23 protein-coding genes are annotated in these 20,740 nt (G+C 62.8%); 11 read left to right on the forward strand and 12 right to left on the reverse strand.

Going from position 1 to position 20,740, the window contains the following annotated elements; translation table 11 throughout:
* Positions 1 to 49: 49 nt before the first annotated feature.
* From HY556_00295 to sufB, 7 genes are all read right to left on the reverse strand, one after another.
* Complete coding sequence (locus tag HY556_00295) at positions 50 to 412, reverse strand: iron-sulfur cluster assembly scaffold protein (GenBank protein ID MBI4392223.1); 363 nt, start codon at positions 410 to 412, stop codon at positions 50 to 52.
* A gap of 57 nt (positions 413 to 469) precedes the next feature.
* On the reverse strand, positions 470 to 1,687 hold the full coding sequence (locus HY556_00300; protein MBI4392224.1) for a cysteine desulfurase: 1,218 nt from the start codon (positions 1,685 to 1,687) through the stop codon (positions 470 to 472).
* Positions 1,688 to 1,796: 109 nt separating this feature from the next.
* Positions 1,797 to 2,354: a putative Fe-S cluster assembly protein SufT gene (gene sufT / locus HY556_00305; GenBank protein ID MBI4392225.1), complete on the reverse strand. Its 558-nt coding sequence runs from the start codon at positions 2,352 to 2,354 to the stop codon at positions 1,797 to 1,799.
* Positions 2,355 to 2,400: 46 nt separating this feature from the next.
* Complete coding sequence (locus tag HY556_00310; protein ID MBI4392226.1) at positions 2,401 to 2,844, reverse strand: SUF system NifU family Fe-S cluster assembly protein; 444 nt, start codon at positions 2,842 to 2,844, stop codon at positions 2,401 to 2,403.
* A 16-nt stretch (positions 2,845 to 2,860) separates the two neighbouring features.
* Positions 2,861 to 4,213, reverse strand: a complete 1,353-nt coding sequence (sufD, locus tag HY556_00315) for a Fe-S cluster assembly protein SufD (GenBank protein ID MBI4392227.1) — start codon at positions 4,211 to 4,213, stop codon at positions 2,861 to 2,863.
* A gap of 9 nt (positions 4,214 to 4,222) precedes the next feature.
* Entirely contained in the window at positions 4,223 to 4,987 is a 765-nt protein-coding gene (gene sufC / locus HY556_00320; GenBank protein ID MBI4392228.1) for a Fe-S cluster assembly ATPase SufC, read from the reverse strand.
* A gap of 26 nt (positions 4,988 to 5,013) precedes the next feature.
* The gene (sufB, locus tag HY556_00325; GenBank protein MBI4392229.1) at positions 5,014 to 6,462 is read right to left on the reverse strand and encodes a Fe-S cluster assembly protein SufB; all 1,449 of its coding nucleotides are present in this window, start codon (positions 6,460 to 6,462) and stop codon (positions 5,014 to 5,016) included.
* Between the two features lie 199 nt (positions 6,463 to 6,661).
* Here sufB and HY556_00330 point away from each other — a divergent pair, with 199 nt between their 5' ends.
* Positions 6,662 to 7,327 (forward strand): ArsR family transcriptional regulator, encoded by a 666-nt coding sequence (locus HY556_00330; GenBank protein MBI4392230.1) that lies wholly within the window; start codon positions 6,662 to 6,664, stop codon positions 7,325 to 7,327.
* A 195-nt stretch (positions 7,328 to 7,522) separates the two neighbouring features.
* On the opposite strand, the gene HY556_00335 is transcribed toward HY556_00330, so the two are convergent.
* On the reverse strand, positions 7,523 to 7,738 hold the full coding sequence (locus HY556_00335; protein ID MBI4392231.1) for a hypothetical protein: 216 nt from the start codon (positions 7,736 to 7,738) through the stop codon (positions 7,523 to 7,525).
* 423 nt (positions 7,739 to 8,161) lie between these two features.
* Here HY556_00335 and HY556_00340 point away from each other — a divergent pair, with 423 nt between their 5' ends.
* The gene (locus HY556_00340; GenBank protein MBI4392232.1) at positions 8,162 to 9,535 is read left to right on the forward strand and encodes a helix-turn-helix transcriptional regulator; all 1,374 of its coding nucleotides are present in this window, start codon (positions 8,162 to 8,164) and stop codon (positions 9,533 to 9,535) included.
* A gap of 135 nt (positions 9,536 to 9,670) precedes the next feature.
* A complete protein-coding gene (locus HY556_00345) occupies positions 9,671 to 10,465 on the forward strand; it encodes an ABC transporter substrate-binding protein (protein MBI4392233.1) in 795 nt (264 codons plus the stop codon).
* A 25-nt stretch (positions 10,466 to 10,490) separates the two neighbouring features.
* Here the strand turns inward: HY556_00345 and HY556_00350 are convergent, their stop codons facing one another.
* The gene (locus HY556_00350) at positions 10,491 to 10,877 is read right to left on the reverse strand and encodes a hypothetical protein (GenBank protein ID MBI4392234.1); all 387 of its coding nucleotides are present in this window, start codon (positions 10,875 to 10,877) and stop codon (positions 10,491 to 10,493) included.
* Positions 10,878 to 10,950: 73 nt separating this feature from the next.
* Here HY556_00350 and HY556_00355 point away from each other — a divergent pair, with 73 nt between their 5' ends.
* The 3 genes from HY556_00355 to HY556_00365 are packed head-to-tail and all read left to right on the forward strand — an operon-like array spanning position 10,951 to position 13,326.
* The gene (locus HY556_00355; GenBank protein ID MBI4392235.1) at positions 10,951 to 12,099 is read left to right on the forward strand and encodes a DUF1614 domain-containing protein; all 1,149 of its coding nucleotides are present in this window, start codon (positions 10,951 to 10,953) and stop codon (positions 12,097 to 12,099) included.
* Complete coding sequence (locus tag HY556_00360; GenBank protein ID MBI4392236.1) at positions 12,083 to 12,607, forward strand: RDD family protein; 525 nt, start codon at positions 12,083 to 12,085, stop codon at positions 12,605 to 12,607. Before HY556_00355 ends, HY556_00360 begins: the two co-directional genes overlap by 17 nt.
* Positions 12,607 to 13,326 (forward strand): hypothetical protein, encoded by a 720-nt coding sequence (locus tag HY556_00365; protein ID MBI4392237.1) that lies wholly within the window; start codon positions 12,607 to 12,609, stop codon positions 13,324 to 13,326. The genes HY556_00360 and HY556_00365 overlap by 1 nt, the downstream gene beginning before the upstream one ends.
* A gap of 46 nt (positions 13,327 to 13,372) precedes the next feature.
* On the opposite strand, the gene HY556_00370 is transcribed toward HY556_00365, so the two are convergent.
* The 3 genes from HY556_00370 to HY556_00380 are packed head-to-tail and all read right to left on the reverse strand — an operon-like array spanning position 13,373 to position 16,122.
* Positions 13,373 to 14,020, reverse strand: a complete 648-nt coding sequence (locus HY556_00370; protein MBI4392238.1) for a ribonuclease HII — start codon at positions 14,018 to 14,020, stop codon at positions 13,373 to 13,375.
* Positions 14,017 to 15,333 carry a nodulation protein NfeD gene (locus HY556_00375; GenBank protein ID MBI4392239.1) on the reverse strand — a complete coding sequence of 439 codons (1,317 nt, stop codon included), beginning with the start codon at positions 15,331 to 15,333 and terminating at the stop codon, positions 14,017 to 14,019. Before HY556_00375 ends, HY556_00370 begins: the two co-directional genes overlap by 4 nt.
* Complete coding sequence (locus tag HY556_00380) at positions 15,334 to 16,122, reverse strand: slipin family protein (protein ID MBI4392240.1); 789 nt, start codon at positions 16,120 to 16,122, stop codon at positions 15,334 to 15,336.
* A gap of 221 nt (positions 16,123 to 16,343) precedes the next feature.
* Here HY556_00380 and artA point away from each other — a divergent pair, with 221 nt between their 5' ends.
* From artA to HY556_00405, 5 genes are all read left to right on the forward strand, one after another.
* The gene (artA, locus tag HY556_00385; GenBank protein MBI4392241.1) at positions 16,344 to 17,474 is read left to right on the forward strand and encodes an archaeosortase A; all 1,131 of its coding nucleotides are present in this window, start codon (positions 16,344 to 16,346) and stop codon (positions 17,472 to 17,474) included.
* Positions 17,475 to 17,534: 60 nt separating this feature from the next.
* On the forward strand, positions 17,535 to 18,164 hold the full coding sequence (locus HY556_00390) for a phosphatidylserine decarboxylase (protein ID MBI4392242.1): 630 nt from the start codon (positions 17,535 to 17,537) through the stop codon (positions 18,162 to 18,164).
* Complete coding sequence (gene pssA / locus HY556_00395) at positions 18,161 to 18,865, forward strand: CDP-diacylglycerol--serine O-phosphatidyltransferase (protein ID MBI4392243.1); 705 nt, start codon at positions 18,161 to 18,163, stop codon at positions 18,863 to 18,865. The genes HY556_00390 and pssA overlap by 4 nt, the downstream gene beginning before the upstream one ends.
* 79 nt (positions 18,866 to 18,944) lie before the next feature.
* On the forward strand, positions 18,945 to 19,493 hold the full coding sequence (locus HY556_00400) for an NTPase (GenBank protein ID MBI4392244.1): 549 nt from the start codon (positions 18,945 to 18,947) through the stop codon (positions 19,491 to 19,493).
* A gap of 101 nt (positions 19,494 to 19,594) precedes the next feature.
* Entirely contained in the window at positions 19,595 to 20,740 is a 1,146-nt protein-coding gene (locus HY556_00405; GenBank protein ID MBI4392245.1) for a tRNA (guanine(10)-N(2))-dimethyltransferase, read from the forward strand.

The raw sequence follows: 20,740 nt of genomic DNA on the forward strand, positions 1-20,740 counted from the left end.
TTTCAACGCGAATGCATCCCGCCTGTCATCGTTGTCCCGCGAAAAAGCCTCACCGCTGTCTTGCCGCGCCCGCCGTGACGGCCTGCCAAGAAAGGAGCGCGCACTTCTCCCGGACCTCTGTCAATTGCACGCCCATCCGTTTCAGGATCTCGCCGCTCGGCATGGAGCGAAGCTCCGTCAATGTCTTGCCCTTCACGAGGTCGGTGAGCATCGAGCCGCTTGCCGTCATTATCGCGCACCCCTGGCCGTTGAACGTGGCCGCCTCGACCTTTCCGTTGGCGTCGAGCCTTACGTAGACCTCGATGACGTCGCCGCAAAGCGGGTTCGCCTCGCGTTGCTTAAACGTGGCCGGGTCGAGTTTCCCGAAATTCCGGGGATTGTTGTAGTGGTCGAGTATCTCCTCGCCATACATCGCTCCGCCGTCATCTTCGCGGGAACCCATTGCGTGCGTCTCCCCTGAAAGGGCGCTTCAGGCCCTCATTATCTGCTTCGCCTTCTCGAACCCGGCGACCAGCGCGTCGACGTCGGATTCGTCGTTGTACACGTAGAAGCTCGCCCTCGACGTGGAGAACGTGTCGTACTTCGCAAGAAGCGGTTGGGCGCAGTGGTGGCCCGACCGGAGGCATATCCCCTGCTTGTCCATGATGGTCGCGAGGTCGTGGCCGTGGATGCGGCCGAAGTTGAAGGCCACGACACCCCCCTTGATCTCGGGGTTCGTCGGGCCGTAGATCTTCATTCCCGGGAGTTCCCCGAGGTGCTTCAAAGCATACGACACGAGCTCCTTCTCATGGCGCCGGACGTTTTCCATCCCAAGGTGCGCGAGGTAATCGACCGCCGCGCCGAGGCCGATCGCGCCGGCGATGTTGGGGGTCCCCGCCTCGAAGCGGTAGGGGAGGTCGTTGTACGTCGCCTCGTTCAACTGCACTTCGCGTATCATGTCGCCGCCGCCCTCGAAAGGCTCCATCCTCTCCAACACCTCCTCGCGCCCGTAGAGGACGCCGATCCCCGTGGGCCCAAGCATCTTGTGCCCCGAGAAAGCCAGAAGATCGCAACCGATCTTTTGAACGTCCACAGGAAGGTGCGGCACCGATTGCGCCCCGTCGACCATCGCGAGCGCCCCATGGTCGTGCGCCATCTTCACGATCTCGCGCGCCGGCGTTATCGTGCCGAGCACATTGCTACAACCTGTGAAGGTGACCAACTTCGTCTTGTTCGAAATGAGGCGTTCGAGGCTCGCAAGATCCAACGTCCCATCGGGTGTCACGTCGATGTGGTCGACCTTGACGCCGGCTTTCTGAAGGAAGTACCAGGGCACGAGGTTCGAGTGATGCTCCATCACGGTGGAGATGACCTGGTCGCCGGGCTTCAGCGTCTTTCCGAGCGAGTAACTCACGAGGTTTATCGCGTTCGTGGTGCCCTTGGTGAAGACGATCTCCTTCGTCTTACGCGCGTTGATGAAGGCGCGTGCCTTCTCCCGAGCGCCCTCGTAGAGCTTGGTCGCCTCCTCGGAGATCCCGTATATGCCGCGGTGGACGTTCGCGTTGTGGTTGTTGTAATAGTCGTCCATCGCCTCCATGACCTGCCGCGGGCGTTGCGCGGTGGCCGCGCTGTCAAGGTAGACGAGGCGCCTGCCGTTCACAGTGCGTTTGAGCGTCGGGAAATCTTCTCGGATCTTCTTTACGTCCAATGCCCTCAATCCTCGTTTTCCCTATCTTTGCCTTGTTACTTATGGATTTGCCGCCACACGACGCGGTTCTCCATGGGGCAAGTGCATCCCGCAGGGTCCGCCGGGCCCTTCAGTAGAGGCCGAGTTGGAGCCTTGCGGCCTCGGATATCATGGTCCGGTCCCACGGCGGATCGAAGACGACGTTGATGTCGGCTTTGGCGACTCCGGGGATCGCGTTGACCTTGTTCTCGATGTCGTTTTTCAGGATGTCCCCCATCCCGCAGCCCGGGGCGGTAAGGGTGAATCTCACCTCGACCTTGTTCGCCCCGTCGAGGGGCGTCACCTTGCAAAAGTACACTAGGCCCAGGTCGACGATGTTCACCGGGATCTCCGGGTCGAAAGTCGCTCTCAAGACGTCCCACACCTTCTTCTCGACGGCCTCTTTCGATACGTCGGCGCCCGCAGGCACCTCGGCACGCTTCGGCCCCTCAATGGTCTTTCCAAGCGCATCCGCGTCCTTGCCGTCGACTCGTACCATGTGGCCCATGTCCGTGAGTATCGTGAACGAGCCCCCGAGCGACTGCGTGATCGTGACGCGCGTGCCGGCCTTGAGCTCCATCTTCGCGCCCCAGGGGATCTGGACGACCTCGATGTCGCGCTTCACGGTCACGTTCTCGAATCTCGCCATCTTGTTCACCTCGTGCGGTCCTTGGATCTCGTGCGATGCAATGTCCTCATTCGGTCGACACCTTCGCCTGTTTTCCCTCGAGGGCGGCCTTCAACGTGTGCCACGAGAGGCTCGCGCACTTGACGCGCACCGGATAGTCCGAGACGCGCGAGAAGACAAGGAGTTTCCCAAGCTCGTCACCCTTGGCGTCTTGGCCGGTGACGAGGGCGTGGAAGCCCTTGAAGAGCCGCTCGACCTCCTCGACCCTCTTGCCTTTGACCGCCTGCGTCATGAGCGATGCCGAAGCCTTGGAGATGGCACAGCCCTCGCCCACGAACCCGACATCTTTCACGACGTCGCCCCGGATATCGAGGTAGACGCTCACCTTGTCGCCGCAGAGCGGATTGAACCCATCGGCGTGGTTGGTCGCATCCTCGACTTTCCTGAAGTTACGTGGATTGTTGTTGTGGTCGAGGATGACCTGTTCGTAAAGCTCGGAAAGGTCGCTCATCGGTCTCTCCCCCGCCTCACGCGACCCCCGTCGTGTGCTCGTTCTGGCCGAAGCGGCCCATGAGTATCTCGTCCACTTTCTCGCGTAGCTCCGGGATACCTATCCGAGCGACGATGTCGCTTGCGAAGGCGTAAGTTAGTATCGCGCGGGCCTGCTTCTCCCCGATCCCGCGCGAGCGCATGTAGAACATCGCGTTCTCGTCGAGTTGTCCGATGGTCGAGCCGTGCCGGCATTTCACATCGTCGGCGAGGATCTCAAGTTGCGGCGTCGAGTCGACCATCGCGTCTTTCGAGAGGAGCAGGTTCTTGTTCGTCTGCACGGCGTTGGTCTTCTGCGCGTCTTTTCGGACTGCGATGCTGCCGTAGAAGACGCCGCGCGCCTCACCGTCGAGGACACCCTTGTAGAGTTCGCGGCTCGTGCAGTTCGGCACGACGTGGTCGATGAACGTGTGGTTGTCCACGTGCTGGCGGCCCCTTCCCATGAAGAGCCCGTCGAGGACGCATTCCGCGCCCTCGCCGGAAAAGCGCGTGTTGATCTCGTTTCTCACGAGCCGGCCTCCGACGTTCACGTTGTTCGAATGGTAGGAACTCCCACGCTGTTGTACGACCTCCGTGCGCGAGACGTGGAACGCGGTCTCGCTTTCCTCTTGGAGACGATAATGGCGAAGGACGGAATCCTCGCCGACCACGACCTCGGTCACCGCGTTCGTGAGGTACGTCGCATTCCCAAGGGATGCGTAGGTCTCGATCACGGCAGCTTGGCTCCCGTGACCGAGCACGATGAGGTTCCGGGGGTGGATCGCTACGGGTTCGCCCGGCGAGATAGCGAGGAAAAGGAGGTGTATGGGCGCCGGGACCACGGTCTTCGCCCCGACCCACACGTAGGAGCCGCCCGCGAAGAGGCCGGTGTTGATGGCCGTGAAGGGGTTCGCCTCGGGCGATGCGAGAGAGCCCAGGTGTCTTTCCGCTTCCCCGTCGCCCCTTGCGAGGGCTTCCCCCAGGGGTTCGACCAGGACGCTCGGCGGCAACGCCGCGGTGCTCGACAGTTTCTTCGAGTATCGCCCATCCACGAAGGTGAGGCGTATCACTGCGTCGCCGTCCGGACTGAAAGGCGAGAGCCGTTCGGCACAGACGAGACCCTCTGTATCGAGCTCGTCGCCGTCCTTGAACCGTGTGAGCGCTATCGGGGCAGGGTCGGTGTACTTCCAGGCCTCCTGCCTCGCGTTCGGGAAGCCGGATCTCCCGAAGCCCTTGATCGCGGCTTCCCGCATCTTCGATAGCGACGCCGGTTCGTCGCGGCGCCCGCGTGCCGACCGCTTTTCGAAATGGTCCATGAAGACGCTTTTGGCTTCGCTCGTCGATTGCGGCACGACGTCACCTCACCGGCTCGCGCCGAGCGCGGCCTCTTGTTCGATCCAGGAGTAGCCCTTCTCCTCCAGGGTGTGGGCGAGTTCCTTGCCGCCCGACCTCACGATGCGCCCCTCGTAGAGAACGTGGACGCGGTCGGGCACGATGTAGTTGAGGAGGCGCTGGTAGTGCGTGACCACGATCATCGCGCGGTGGGGGTTGCGCAGGCGGTTCACGCCGTCGGCGACGGTCCGCAGCGCGTCGATGTCGAGCCCCGAGTCCGTCTCGTCGAGGATCGCGAGTTTCGGGTCAAGGACCGCCATCTGCAGGATCTCGTTCCTTTTTTTCTCTCCGCCCGAGAACCCGTCGTTCACGGGCCTCGAGAGCAGCTCCTCGTCGAGCCCCACGTACTTGGCCTTGGCTTTGATGAGTTCGAGGAACTCCATGGCGTCGAGCTCCTCTATCCCGTGATGCTTCCTGATGGAGTTCAACGCGGCTTTGAGGAAATAGGAGTTGGCCACACCGGGGATCTCTACCGGGTACTGGAAGGCGAGGAAAACGCCCTCGCGCGCCCTTTTCTCCGGCGGGAGGTCAAGGAGGTTCTTCCCTTCGTAAAGGGCCTCGCCGGCCGTCACGTCATATCCGGGCCGGCCTGCAAGGACGTGGGCCAGCGTGCTCTTGCCGGAGCCGTTCGGCCCCATGATCGCATGCACTTCGCCAGGGTTCACCTTGAGGTCGATCCCTCTAAGGATGGGGTTCTCGCCCACCTTCGCTTTTAACCCTCTGATCTCCAACATCGGTCCTGCCTTATGGTCCGTCTTCATCAACCCACCGTCCCTTCGAGGCTGACGTTCAGGAGCTTCTGGGCCTCGACCGCGAACTCCATGGGAAGTTCCCGGAACACTTCCTTGCAAAAACCGTTCACGATGAGGGCCACGGCCTCTTCTTGGGCGAGTCCGCGCTGCGCGCAGTAGAACAGCTGGTCGTCGCCGATCTTCGATGTGGAGGCCTCATGCTCCATCCGGGCCGTCGAGTTCTTCACCTCGATGTAGGGGAACGTGTGCGCGCCGCATTTGTCGCCGATGAGAAGCGAATCGCATTGAGAGTAGTTCCTGGCGCCTTCCGCGCTCTTGAGGATCTTGACGCCACCGCGGTAGGTGTTCTGTCCGTGGCCGGCGGAGATGCCTTTCGCGACTATGGTGCTCTTCGTGTTCTTTCCTATGTGGGTCATCTTCGTTCCCGTGTCGGCCTGCTGGTAGTTGTTGCAAAGTGCGATGGAGTAGAATTCGCCGGTCGAGTTGTCGCCTTGGAGGATGCAGCTCGGGTACTTCCAGGTTATCGCGGAGCCGGTCTCGACTTGCGTCCAACTGATCTTGCTGTTTCGTCCGGCGCATTTCCCGCGTTTTGTCACGAAGTTGTAGATTCCGCCCTTCCCGTTCTTGTCGCCGGGGTACCAGTTTTGGACCGTGGAATACTTGATGGTCGCGTCGTCGAGGGCGATGAGTTCCACGACCGCCGCGTGAAGCTGGTTCGTGTCCCTCACGGGTGCCGTGCACCCCTCCAGGTAGCTCACGTGGGCACCTTCCTCCGCGACGATGAGCGTGCGCTCGAACTGCCCGGTATCGGCCGCGTTGATCCTGAAATATGTTGATAGCTCCATCGGGCATCGAACGCCCTTTGGGATGTAACAGAACGAGCCATCCGAAAAAACGGCGCTGTTCAGCGCGGCGAAGAAGTTGTCCGAGTAAGGGACCACCGTGCCGAGCCACTTCCTGACGAGTTCGGGGTGCTCGCGCACCGCTTCGGAGAATGAGCAGAAGATGATGCCAAGTTCAGCAAGTCGGCCCTTGAAAGTGGTCGCGACCGAGACGCTGTCCAAGACCGCGTCGACGGCGACCCCGGCTAGTTTCTCGCGCTCCTGGAGCGGGATGCCGAGTTTTTCGTACATCTTCAGGACCTCGGGGTCCACTTCGTCGAGACTTTTGGGTCCGTCCTTTTTCGTCTTTGGTGCCGAATAGTATGTGATCGCCTGGTAGTCGATCGTCGGGTACTTCACGTTCGCCCAAGTAGGCTCCGTGAGCGTCTGCCAGTGGCGAAAAGCCTTCAAGCGCCAATCTAGGAGCCACGGGGGCTCGCCCTTCTTGGACGAGATGAGCCTGATGATGTCTTCGTTGAGACCCTTCGGCGCCCTGTCCTCGTCGAGGGTGGTCACGAAGCCGTACTTGTACTCCTGTTGGATCCTCGTGTGGATCGCTTCGTTAGGTACCGACATCGCTTTCCCGTTCCGCGTTTCGCGTCGCCCGAGCGTTTCCCGTGCGGTTGGGCGCCATTAGCCTTGCACCTGTTCAGAGGCCAAAGGGTCGCCGTTACCCGTTTGCGACGCTCATGATTAGCCGGCCATCCTTATTTAAACATTATGTGGTGTCTATATTGAGTTAATTAGATATAGGGGCCAATTCCTAGGATTTCCTATGCCGGGTGAGGACCAAGCCAAACTTCTTGGCGCCTCCAAGACGAAGATCTTGGAGGAGCTTTCCCGCGGTGACAGGTCCATCTCGCAGCTAAGTGCCGCGGTCGGCATCAACGAGACCGCGGTCCGAGGACACCTCGACGCGCTCACCAGCATGGGCTTCGTGACCGCGGAGTTCCATAACGAAGGGGTCGGCCGACCAAAAAAAAGGTACGCCCTCAGCGCCTCCGGAAAGGAGCTCCAACCAAGGAACTACGGGATGCTTTTGCGCATGCTTCTCGCCAAGATAACGGAGAAACGGGGGACGACCTATACGGCGGGGCTGCTGAACGAGTTGGCGGCCGAGATGGCCGCGACCGTGCCGCTCGGGGAGCATGAAACCGTCCGGGAACGCGCCGCAGGGCTCGAGAGATTCCTCAACGGACTCGGCTTCCAGGCGCACATAGAGGAGAAGGACGGGAGACTCGAACTCGTGCGCCAGAACTGCATCTTCTTGGCGGCAGCCCAGGAGACGCATGGCCTCGTATGCCATGCCTTCGACAACGAACTCATCCGAAAAACGCTCGGCGACGACAAGGTCGAATTGGTCCAGACCATGGCCGAAGGCGCTCATAGTTGCCACAACGTCCTCGGGCCTGTCCCCGGGAAGAAACGCCAACAGGCTTGATCGCGTTCCAGACCGGGCAAAACAAGAACGTGGCCTGGCGAGGTCTTGCGACGTCGGCCGTGATCGCCGGCCGTTTACGAAAAAAAGGCTTCAACGATGGTTCGCGTCCTTGAAAAAAAATAAAAACGAGAGGGCCGCCATCCCAGCGGCCCTCGGAGGTTCCGTTGACGTCTAGGTCTATCGCGCGTGCCTTCTCTAGACGCAGACCCAGACGAACGCGCCGCCGGACGGTGTCCAGACGAAGACGAGGGCGCACGTTATCGCCACGCGGGCGAGCGCCGCGTTTGTCGTCGTGAGGTCGTCCGAGGGTGCCGCGTCGATGAGTGCGGGCGCGGCGGCCACGCTCGGGGCGGTCACTGCCATCAAGCTTAGGGCCAACAGGCCGATTGCCATCAGTTTGTTCGTCTTCATGTCGTTGCCTTCTACCCTTCTTGGATCCGCTTCACCGTATCCATTGCGGGCCGACCCGCGTCAGTGGCAAGAGCCCGGCACCATGCGAAACCGCCTACGCGCGTCCACAGACACGCCGTCCGGCACCATAGCGCCGGTCTCGGCCCGCGTGGACGCCCCCAGGCTTCTTCGCCGGTCCCGGACCGTCGCCCATGGCGCCGTCCGGCCCCGCGAGGGGCGATTCGCCATCATCTGCCGCCGACATTGCGTTGACCCTACGGGTCTCGAACGTCCTCCACAGGAGGGGCCCGCCGCCCGGCTGGAGGCGTCATCAACTCTAGCCTAACGAACTCGAACGCGAGACATTGGTTTTGCCGTAGGACGCCGCCTTTCACTCGACTACGCTCTCCCGAACAGGGTTAATGGTCGGCGTCGCAATGCCAAGTGGGGAACGTCTTGGAGTTTCGCTCACTTGCGGTCCTGCTCGCGCTCACGGGTACTCTTGCCGTCGGCGGCGCATCCGCGATGATGTTCCGGTCGGTCGAAGGGCACTTCATCGAATCTGTCGGAGGGGACGAGGCGCCTATCGGAGGGTTGGGCGGGCGAGCCGGAGGCGGTGGCGTGGGCGGTGGCGGCGGAGGTGGCGGGGAAGCCGAGGGCACCGAGGAGAGTGCCATCGAGCGGCTCTTGAACGACCATGGTCCCGGCTCCCCAGAGGCACCGCCGGGCCCCGCACCGGGCGCCGACGCCGAGACCCTCGCGCCGCAGGGCCCGCCCCAAGGGCCGGTTATCGACGTGCGTTGGCTCTGGACCGCCCTCCCGGGCGCTCCCGTGATCTCCGAGATCAAAGTGCCGCCGCCCTCCTCGCTATCGCGGTGGCTTCCCCGTCCGACGGTATCATCTCCACAGATAGACGGGCCGGAGCTCCCGACGGTTCCGCGCACTGATGGCCTCCTTCCGAGCGAGCCCCCCGCGATGCCGGCGCCACCTTCCGCACCGTCACTGCCAGACGTGAACGGAATCCTGCCGGGCGCCGTCGATGCTGCCCCGCACGCGATGACTGGCGGCGCCGGGTTCTATTGGGCGCTTTACGAAGGCATCGAGGCAGGCGCGGCACCTGGCGGACGGGGACCGGGAAGTGACGCGCCGGTCACCGAATCAGGACCATCGCCACCCGGGAGCGGGACCGCGCGGTCACCGGGGCGCGACCGGCAGGAGGGCGGCACCCATGAGACGCTCGTAGCGGCTGCGGCGGCGGCCGCCGTGGGCGTCATGCTTCTCAGCCCCATCATCACGCTCTACACGCGCCTCGTGAAGAAGCGCCTCCTCGCAAACGAGGTGCGCCGGCGTCTTTACGAGCACGTACGATCGAACCCGGGGGCCGGGTCGGCGGAGGCCGCGAGGGCGGTGGGAGTCCACATCACGACCGCGAAACGGCACCTCGTGGTGCTCCACAAGTTCGACTTCGTCACTGGGATCAACACCCGCACCGGCCCCCGTTACTTCGAGAACCACGGGCGGTTCCCGGTAGAGGCGGCCCGGGACATCCTGTTGCTTCGAAGATCCGAGAACGGTGAATTCTTGAGGGCACTGGTCCGCACGCCCGGAATGGGGTCGGGCGAGATCGCGCGGTCGGCCGGTGTTGCGAAGTCGACGGCGAGCCGGCGTCTTGGCATCCTACTTGCAGCCGGGCTCATCGAGAAGAGCGAAGGCGGATTCGTGGTCACCGCCCGCGCCCTCGACGCGCTCCTCATCCGTGTTTGCGACATTTCAGTCCGCGTGCCCGCCGTACGAGCTCGGGCGCGGTCTTGGGGGTGAACGAGCCGAGGCCGTCAAGAAACCACTTGGCAGGATCGAAGCAAGCAGGGCTTGAGCGGAGACCCCGACGGTCGTCGGCGGATGATGGGCGCCTCGCCGGGAACGGTCATCTACCAAGAGCGGCATGCTCCGCCGATGCGGATCGTCTCCACCAGTCCGGATGCAACGGAGATCGTCTGCGCGCTCGGTGCGGCCGGCGAACTCGCGGGCATCTCCCGCTTCTGCGACTTCCCAGACCACATCAAGGACCGGCCTCGTGTCTCCGATTCCGCCACGGTCGACGCAGAGAGTGTCGTGAAGGCGTCGCCGGACGTGGTCCTCGCGTCGACCAGGATCCAGGACAAGGTCGTTGAAGCGCTCGTGAGACGGAACCTGCGCGTCTTCGTCCTCCAACCGACCGACCTCAGTTCCATCTTCGATAACGTACGCCTCGTGGGCCAATTGATAGACCGCAAAGAGGAAGGGCGCGACCTCGTTTTGAACATGAAAGCGGGACTCGCGGTCGTCAAGGAGAGGGGAGAGAGCCTGCCACGGCGACCGCGCGCGATGGTCGAGGAGTGGGGGGGCCCCGTGATGGTCGCGGTCCCGTGGGTGGCCGAGATCCTGGAGATCGCTGGGGGGGAGAACGTCTGGCCGGATCTAGTGAAAGAGGCCGACCCGGAGCCTCGCACCGTCACGGCCAATGACGTCGAGGGACGGGATCCAGAGATCGATTTCCTGGCGTGGTGCGGCCTCTCCGGGAACATCGACGCGACGCACGCCGCGGCAAGGTCGGGGTGGTCGCACCTTCGTTCATCGCGCCACGGCGGCTTGATCCCCGTCGACGACCGATTACTGATGCGTGGGGGGCCGCGGATCGTCGAAGGGGCCGCGCGACTTGCCGGCGTGGTCGAGGATTGGGTGGAGCGCAATCCAGAGCCGACCGTATAGGGCGCGGGCGACAGAATACGGCTTCCTACTTGGTCGGGCCTTCGCGGGAAGGGTCTTCTGAACGCCCCGCCTCGCTCGTCGGGGGCGCCCTTGCACGCGCTCGAGGCAAGTCGGGGGCGGGGCACGCGGCGTCGTGCGTCTGGATCGTCAATTGGGCAGATTGACCGGCCCAGACGAGATCCGCCTCCGCCGCCTTGGCGCCGCCTAGAAGCGACTTGATGCGGGCTCTCACGAGGAGCCCACGCGCGTCGTAATCGATGCGGAACACCACGGTGGAAAGGCCCCTTGCCGCGATGAAGCCCGGGACCTTTCCCGCCTTGAGCGTCCAGCCCCGGATGACGAGCGCCCGGTTGAAGGGCCGTGTGAACTCGTCCACCGTCGCATTCGATTCGAATACCCAGGCTCTCTCCATCGCGCGCACCCGACCCAAGTCTCGCGCGTCCATAATCCTTTTTATCGCCCGCCGGGTTCTTGCGACCGATACCTTGATGCCCGTCGCCGTGCCGGTCGTATTGTCCCAGACCGGACCCGGTCTCTACGAGTCGGTGTCGGCGCTCCCGTGGCCAATCATCCTCGCGGCGGGCTCGATACTTGCCGTCTACGCGCTCTTCAAGGAGCGTGCCGAGGTGTTCCGGGAGATCGGTTTCTCGCTTCGCGAGGTGACCTTGCTCTGCCTCGGGTCGATCGCCGGTTGGGGCGTCAACATCCCTATCTTGCCGGTGGGCGACGCCTTCTTGACGGTGAACCTTGGAGGTGCCCTGATCCCCGTCTTCCTCGTCGCGTGGTGGATAAGGAGCGGAAAGCTCGACGCCGGAAAGGCGGTCATCGGCATCGTACTCGTCTCGATAGTCGCCTTCTTCATAGTGCGCTTCGAGCCCGACGTCGGGATCATCACCACGTGCCCCACTTGCCTTGCGCCTTCCCTGGTCGCTCTGGTCTTTGCCCTTCTGGTAACCGTACCCTTCGTCATCCGCAGCGTCCCGGTGGCCTACGCGGCTGGAAGCATCGGGTCGCTTCTTGGCGCCGACATCTACAACCTGCCCCAGATCCTGAACTTCTTCGCCCAGACCGGCGGCTCGAGCACCATCTCGATCGGGGGGGCCGGTGTTTTCGATATGGTTTTCCTCGCGGGGATACTCGCGATGACGACGGACCTCGTCATAGTGCTCCTCTTTCGCCCGGGGGAACGTTCCCTCATGAGATTGAGGTTCCAGTACCCCGTGCCGCCCGTGGAGTTTTACGACCCTCTATCTGTCTGGGAGCGGTTCAAGATGATCGCCGACCCGACGCCCGAGGAGAAGTGTCACGCGAGCCTTGCGCTTTCCGACCTGTACATCAAGTCCGGCGAACACCGCCGTGCCCTTGAATACGCCTACCGCGCGGTCGACTACGCTTTGAGGACGGGTTCGCCCCCGCTCATCACGCGGTTCAAGCGACGCGAGATCAGGAACGGCGTGATACTCGAGGACATGAAGACCTTGAGCCGCGAGTACCGGCTTTCACTGGTCGTCGAACCAGGGCGCATCCAGGCGGGCGAGGCGAACCGGGCGGCGAAGACAATCGTGGCCAGTCTGGCACCGCCCGCGGTCGGGGCGAACCGGTTGTGGAGGGTGGACCATGTACCACTTCGCTGACACGCAGGCGCACATAGCCTCCTTGGGACAGAGGGCCGCCGCACTGACCGCCGACGTCGTCGCCGTCTTCGCCGTGATACTCGTCGCCTATTCCCTCACCGTCCTCGGCCAGACCGAGTCGCCGACGGGCCTCGTTCGTAGCCTTACCCTCGCGAACCTCCTCGTCTTCCCTGCGTTTCTCGCCTACTTCACGATACTAGAAGGCCTTTGGGGGGAGACATTGGGCAAGCGCCTCGTCGGGATACGAGTGGCATCGATACGGACGCGTTCTCCGATGCCGGGCGAAGGCGAGTCGCCGGGCGGCGCGGCCCCGGGCGTCGGCCTTTACGACGCGTTCCTTCGAAACCTCCTGCGCTTCCTGTGGATGATTCCCCTTCTTGCGGGCGACGGCCTGAGTCTCATCATCGGTGTCCTGATGTTGGCCATCGACGTCATGGTGCTACACAGGTCGGAATTCGACCAACGGATCGGGGACACGGCCGCATCCACCATCGTAGTCGTCAAGTAGTGGGCGCCCGTTCGCACGAGTCGGGTGAGGAAATGGACACGGCAGCAGACTACCGGGTACTGGTGGCCGAACGGATCGAGACGGAACTCGCGGCGGTGAGCCACGGCAACCGCCTTCGTGGGCAGTTCAACAAGGGTGCTTTCGAAGCCGCCGTGTCCCATTTGAAGACGGAGGTCCTTAGCCTCAAGTACTCGTACGGTGAATCCGGCGACCTTGAGACTTCCGCGTCGGCCAAGGAGGTCGTCGCAGCGGCCACAAGGATCGAGGAGAGCCTCGGCGGCCCCCAATGGCAGGTCAAGATCAAGGAGGACCGCATGGCCGCCGCGTTCGTCCGGTTCGCCCTCGCGAATCTCAAGCGCCTGCCGCAGCGCTTCCGGCTCCCCGGAAACCACCCTGAGAACGCAATAGATCTCCATGTCGGTGAGGTGCTCTCGGCACACAGGCATCCGGACGCCGACAACCTCATCATCACGAACGTCGACGCCGGCCACGCCTTCACCATCGTCACCAACGACGTGTCGGTGCGTAGCGGCGCGGGCGTCGCCGTCGCGCACCTTCCGCCCACGGAACTGCGGGGGACCTTGTCCGAGGCGATGTTCTGCGGGATCGGCGGCAAGGTCATGACGGGGGTTGCCGGAAAGAAGGGGGATCGGCCGGTCCTTCCAGAGAACGCCTACGTGCAGGTGAGGAACGTCCTTAGCGGCTGGCTCAAGAAATGAACGGCACGGGGAAGCACCGGTCGAGGGGACGCGAGGCGATGCGTGTTCAGTACCGATCGAGACCAGTGGCCCTTTTCCAGATGTCCCTGGCCGTCTTCCATTGACGCCGCACATGCGGCGGGAACCGGCCTTGTTCCTTGACGTACTTCTCGATGAACGCGATCGTCACCTCGTCGCTCGGGTAGCCGCTTCCCATCTTGCCTCCGAGTTCCTTTGATATCTTCTGGACCTCCGCGTCCCTTAGGACCTTGGCGAGTATGGACGCGGCGCCCACGTGCGGGTAGGTCGCATCGGCCTTGTGCTCCGCGACGACCGTTATCCCGGCGGGGATGCGCCTCATGAGGTCGGCCGCGAAACGCTTCTCGTCCACGTCCACGGCGTCGACATACGCGTGCGTGGGCCTTAGAAGCGAGATCACCTCGGCATACATGTCGACCTCGATCTCGTTCAAAGTCTGCCTCTCCATGAGGCGATCCAGTTCCGCGGCCGATCTTACCCTGATCTTCCAATCGACGGCGAGCCTCTTTATCTCCGGCGCCAGGCGTTCCCTTTGGGCCGGCGATAGTTTCTTCGAATCCTTCACTCCGATGTCGCGTAAGGCCACGATCGAATCGACCGCCACACCCGCGACGACCAAGGGACCGATGACGGGACCACGGCCTGCCTCATCGACGCCGACGATGAGCTCCTTCACACGGTCTTCCTCTTGACCCTGAGTTCGACGCCCACCTTGCCGGTGATTACCACGTCCTCATCCGGACCGATCTCCTCCTCCGAGCGGGCCGTCCACCGTTCGCCCTGCCAATCGACGTAGCCCGGCTTTTCCGGGCCCACCGGGTCGACGGTGCGCGCCGTTTCCCCCACGATCTCGCCGATCACGGGTCTTCTCTTTCGCACCTCGACGACCTTTGCCAACGCATAGACGCCGACGAGGGCAAGAAGAAGCGTCGGTACACCGATGACGATGAGGAACTGTCGTTGGTATTCGGCCGGGAACTGGAAACCCTCCCCCGGCGCACTTGGAGAGAGCGGGACGGTTATCGCGACGCCGACGAGGAGCAGCACGACGCCGGCTATCCCGAAAATCGCGTAACCTGGGACCGTGAGCTCCACCACTATGAGTGCGATGCCGAGGATGATGATGAGCACACCGACAAGGTTGACGTTGAACCCGAGGCCGATGAGTGCGAGGATGATGGCGATGACGCCTAGCACCTCGACCCCGTGGCCCGGGGCTTGGAGGCCGAAGATGATCGCGTAGATGCCGACGAGGAGAAGGATGGAGGCGATCGTGGGGTCCTGGAAGAACGACAGGAGACCGACGCGTAGCGACGGCGGGAACTCCACGATCTCGGCCGACGAGGTGTCGAGGGTCACATTCCCGGTGGCCGTCGCGACGTTACGGCCGTGTATCGCAACAAGGAGGCTCCTCACGTCGGGAGCGTTGACCTCGACGACTCCGGCCGAAAGCGCCTCGGTCGCATTGAGGTTGAGGTTCTCGGTGACGAATAGGCCGGCCGCCGTGGCGTTTCGGTCATGGGCATTGGCAAGTTCCTGCAGTTTCTTCACGAGAGCGTTGATTATCTTGCTGTCGTTGATCGGCGTGAAGCCGCTTTCAGAGAGCGCCACCGGTTGCGACGATCCGATGACGGTGAAAGGCGCCATGCCGGCGACATGGGTCCCCATGAGGATCACGGTCCCCGCCGACCACGCGACCGCCTGGGACGGGTGCACGTAACCGATGACGGGCACCTTCGAGGCGGCCAACATGTCAGTTATCTGGAACGTCTCCTCGAGACCTCCGCCTGGCGTGTTGAGTTCCAAGACGATCGCCGCCGCCCCCGTCTTTTCCGCGGCGTCGAGCGCTTCCTCGAGATACGTGACGGTCGATCCGGTGATCGGGCCGTCGACTTTCATCACAAGAACGCGCCCTCCGGCCCCTTCGGCGCTCGGAAGGGCGCAAAGGAGGACGAGCGATGCGACTAGTAGTGCGTGGACGCCCCGCATCTACGCCCCGGGACCGCCTCGGCCCGAGACGCCGCGCGCGAGCGCCACCGTCTCGCCCGTCAGTTGGCCACCCATCGAAGAGACCACTATGAGGTTCTTTTCCCGCGCTATCTCCGCAAGGGTCTGGAGCTCCCTGAGTTTCAGCGCCGTGGGGTAGGTCGTATACAGTTCCGCAGCGTCCTTCATCTTCTGGGCCGCCTGGAACTCTCCCTCCGCCATGATGACGCGGCTTCTCCGTTCCCTTTCCGCCTCGGCCTGTTTCGCGATGGCACGTAGCATCGATTCGGGTAGCGACACGTCCTTGATGGTCACGCCCGAGACCTTCACGCCCCACGCGTCTGTCGCGTGGTCGAGGATCTCCTGGAGCTTGCGGTTGAGATCCTCGCGGTTACTCAGAAGGTGATCGAGTTCCACCTGTCCGATGACGTCTCGAAGCGTGGTCTGCGACAGGAGCCCGGTCGCGAGGAAGTACTGCTGTACGTTCACGACCGCTTTCACCGGGTCGAAGACCCGATAGTAGAGGACCGCGTCCACGTCGACGGTCACATTGTCCTTCGTGACGCCGCGTTGCTTTGGGACGTCGATCACGTTGACGCGGAGGTCGATCGTCTGCGTCTGGTCGATGATGGGTATGATGAACGCCACCCCCGGCCCCTTGATGCCTATGAGCCGACCAAGGCGGAAAATCACTATGCGCTCGTATTCACGGAGTATCCTGACAGCCGCGAAGAAAAGCATCACGAGAAACAGCAGGACGATGACGATCAGGAGCGTGTCTTCAAAGGCCATTTTACAACCGGCACGGCAAGAGCGGCCGGCGATATAAGGGTAGGGAAATCACTGGGAAGGCTTCCCTATCACGGCGAAAGCACGGGGAAGGCCTCCCTTTTACGACGAAGTCCCCTGGGCCGAGCCCATTCATCCCACCGGGGAGGCCACGGTCGTGTGTTGCCCTCCGTCGCTTGCAAGTGCAAAAAAGTTATTATACTAGCCAATATGACCGAGACCCGATGAGGTCGCTCGACGAACAGCTAGCGGACCCGTTCGTCCAAAGAATCGCGGTCGCTGGCGCGGCCCCGATCGTATTCGTCCTCGTGGGACTGAATGTCTTCCCGGGGCAGTTACGCGCCGTCCTTGCCTTCATCGACCCGGTACTCCTTCTCGTCGTCTTCGGCTCCCTGGCTCTACTCGGGGCGGGGTACTACGCGCGTGGCGCGAACCGGTACGACCTGCGTATCGCCGGCTGGCTGCTGTTCGCCTCCTACTGGCCCACACAGGCGCCCCACTTCTTCTTCGAAGGGGACCCCGTGAACGCGTACTTCGCCCTCTTCGGGCCGCTCTTCCTCGATTACATCGCATATCACGAGCACCTGTCGAAAAAATGGGGCGAGGATCCGCGGCCGCTACGATGGATGGCTGGAGCGACCTTCATTTCCGCCGCGACCTACTTCGTCATATATCGCCTTCCCCCGATAACCGAGGCGCTCATCTATTCCACCACCGTCCAGACGACGTGGGTGCTGCAGCTCATCTTCGGCGTCCCGTCGACCGTGGTCGTCGCTCCGTCGAGCGACCCCGAGGGCCGGTACCACATATTCCTCGAAGGTGGGACGGATTACGCGGTCACCATCATCCTTGCGTGCACGGCGATACAATCCATAATGATCTTCGTCGCCGCTATCTACTGCACGGAGAACGCTGCGAAGGAGCGAAAGCGTCTCGCGTACCTCGCGGTCGTCCCCGTCATTTATTTCTTGAACCTGTTCCGTAACGCGTTGATCGTCTGGGGCTTCAAGATCCAGGAGACGGTTCCAGACTGGTTCGTAGGCTTCTGGGGCCTGTTCGGCGTCGAGACGGGTGCGGTCAACTCGTACGCGCGCTTCGAATTCATGCACTCGGTCGTCGGAAAAGGCGGAAGCCTCGTCGCCCTCGTCCTCATCGCCCTCGCGGTCTTCATGCTTCTTCCCGAGTTGCATTCGAACATCCTCGACATCTTCGACCTTCCGAAGCGCCGTCGACCCGGGTTTTTCGAAAGGCCGCCGAAGCCGCCCGTGAACGGAGGCGCGCTTACCTCCGGCGACGCGGGGCCGGTCGAGCAACCCGAAAAACGGGATGAAGATCCAAGCGCCTCGCCAAGGTGAACTCGTGCGCCGCCTCTACGTCGTCCCGGCCATTGGCGATAGGGTTGACGGGGGTCTATGATGAGAGTCACGGCGCCCGGCACCTTCCACCTCTACTTCTGGCCTTTCTTCATCGGCATCCTCCTCATGCTCTACGACCTTTTCTTCGTCCCGGACAAGGGACTGTATTTCGGCGCCGGGTTGACGCTCCACCTTACCGGCGTGTCTCTCGGCTTCATGTTCCGAGACCCCGCGCGCCCGGCGGGTCCGGGAGTCGTCTCCCCCGCGGACGGGAAGGTGGTCGCGGTCGAGGAGACGGAGGTCGGCGGCCACGCCCTCCGCATCTACCTTGGACCGCTCGACGTCCACGTGAACACGTCGCCCGCCGACGCCGTTGTCGTGTCGCAAGAGCATCGTAGCGGCGGGCACCGGTTCGCATGGGACAAGGACTCCGACGCCAACGAGCGCCTTCGCACGACGCTCCAATGCAGCGAAGGCACGATCGTAGTGACGCAGATCGCGGGTGCTTTCATGCGCCGCGTGAGAAGCTACGTGGTGCCGGGGCAGACGTTGAAGAAAGGCGAACGTCTCGGCATCATAATGCTCGGAAGCCGCGTCGATGTCGAACTGCCCCCCGGTCTCCTCCCCACGGTGGGGAAGGGTGAGAGGGTCAGGGCGTCGCAAAGCACGATCGCGAGGCGCACCGGATGAGGCTGAAGAACCATTTCGCGGACGCTCTCACCCTCCTGAACGGCCTCGCGGGATTCTTTGCGATCATCACTCTTTTCATCGAGACGGGGTACTTCACGGCGATACGCGACGACATCGTCGCGACTGCGTTCATCGGCATCGGGCTTGCCTTCGACGGGCTCGACGGGATCGTGGCAAGAAGGTTCGGGTCGACGCGCATCGGGAAACAGTTGGACTCGCTCTCTGACCTCATAACCTTCGTCGTCGCACCAGCCCTCTTCATCATCTATGCTTACGGGGCCGAAGCCTGGTATTCCGCGATCCTCGTGGCCCTTCTCGTCCTGGTCTTTGGCATGTTGCGCCTCGCGCGTTTCAACGCGACCGACGAGCCCGAAGCAAAGACCTTCAGTGGACTGCCGACGCCGTGGTGCGCCGTCTCGATATGCCTCCTGGTCCTTTCGCCGATCCCGCGCCCGGTGTCTCTTGCCGTCATCAGCCTCCTCGCCTTGTTGATGGTCAGCAACATAGCCTACCCGAAGTCTCGCGACCGGATAACCGGGGTCGCCCTCGGCATCATCGTCGTCGCCGTGGCGTTCGCCTTGTCGCTCCTCTTCTATCCACGCTACACGGACGTCGTCCTCATCCTTGCCTCGTCGCTCACCGCGCTCATCGTCGCCGCTGGGCCCATCGTGTCGATGCAGTTGCAGCGCCGGGGCCAGTAACGCCCCGGAAAGCGCCTGTTTCAACCCTGAACGTTAAAAACTGTTTATTAGCACGGAGAACGTTACACACCCGCTCACGATGCCCGTCGACGTGAAAATCGGCATTACCGGCCTCCCATCGGTGGGAAAGACCGTGACGCTCCTGAAGATAGTCGCAAAGCTCGAAGAGCGCGAGACGATCGTCGGTGGGATGGTGACGGAGTCCATCGACGACGACGACGGCGAACGGACCGGCTTCAAGATAATGAACTGGCTCACGAAGGAAGAGGGCATCCTCGCCCACGTGAACATCAACAGCGAGGTGAAGGTCGGGAAGTTCGGAGTCGACCTGAAAGCCCTCGAAGACGTGGGGGTCCAGGCCATCCAGCAGGCCATAAAGGAGGCCGAGGTCATCGTCATCGACGAGGTCGGCAAGATGGAGATGGAGAGCGAGGCCTTCTGCGCGTCTGTCACGAAGGCACTCGACTGCCACAAGCCGATGCTCATGACACTGCACAAGAAGAGCAGGAATCCGCTTCTTCAGGACATCCGGCGAAGAGACGACATCCGCATCCTGGAGGTAACGAAGGTGAACAGGAACCTGCTGCCTTACAAGATAGAGAAGTTGCTTGAGGGCGAAGTGCTCTAGGGTACCCTGCGGTTGGGGCCGCGCGGCCCGGGCCTTCGGAGGACGCCTTCCGTTGCGCGACACCTCAAACTTTATTGCGAGTGCCCACTTGGGTCCTCCAAATGAACCCCGATGCCGCGCTTGCCGCGATCAAGGAGGGCGGCACCACCCTTCGCGTCCCCTCGGACCACAAGCAGCGCGGCCCCGGAAAGCGTCGCGGCCCGCTCTTCTACAACCGGGCGGGCGAGAAGAACCGCTCGCTTAGCGTCCTCATCGCCGCCACCGAGAACGCGCCGCGTCCGATATTCGCTCTCGACGGGCTTTCGGCCAGTGGAGTGCGCGGCCTTCGCTGGATGGTCGAGGCCGGCGTCAAGGACGTGACGTTGAACGATCGCGATCCGGCCGCCACGGAATTGGAGTTCAAGAACGCGGAGGCGAATTCGGTGGCGCCCCAGATAACGAACCGCGACCTCAATTCGCTGATGAGCGACGAGCGCTACGATCTCATCGACATAGACCCCTTCGGCACCCCGGCTCCGTTTCTCGACGCGATCGGCCGCTCGCTAAAACGTGGTGGCCTTGTCTCGATCACGGCCACCGACACCGCTTGCCTCGCCGGTACTTCTCCCGCCGCGTGCAAGCGCAAGTACCTCGCGACCCCGCTTCGCTTCGATGCGATGCATGAGACGGGGCTACGCATCCTCGCCGGTGCGGCGATCCGTGCGGCGGCGAAATACGACGTCGCGTTGAAGCCGCTTCTCGTCGAGACGGATCAGCATTATTACCGCGTCCATCTACGTTCGGCCGGGGGAGCGGCGACCGCGGACAAGACGCTTGACCGGTTGGGCGTGATGCAATACTGTACGTCATGCCTCCGAAGAGCCTTGCACACTGCTCCCGCCAAACATTGCGAGTGCGGCGGCCCGCTCGAAACAGCCGGCCCCCTCTGGGCGGGGCCGATCTTCGATGAATCCTTCATCGAGGAGCTTCACGGCATTCTCGGGAAACGCGAATTCCATTCCGCCACCCGCCTCGAGGCCCAACTGGGCCGGTTCGCCGAAGAGGCCCGCGTGGAATCGCCCTCGATCGACGTTCACGTCGTGGCCCGTGGCGTCAAGGCATCCTCCATCCCGTTTTCCGACATACTTCAAGGCCTACGCGCCGTCGGGTTCAAGGCTTCGAGGACGTCGCTCATCGACACGGGGATCCGCACCGATGCTTCCCCTAAGGAGATCCAGGCGATACTTCTCGAAGCAAAGGCCCGATGA

It is taken from the genome of Euryarchaeota archaeon (assembly GCA_016207515.1).
Lineage (GTDB): Archaea > Thermoplasmatota > SW-10-69-26 > JACQPN01 > JACQPN01 > JACQPN01.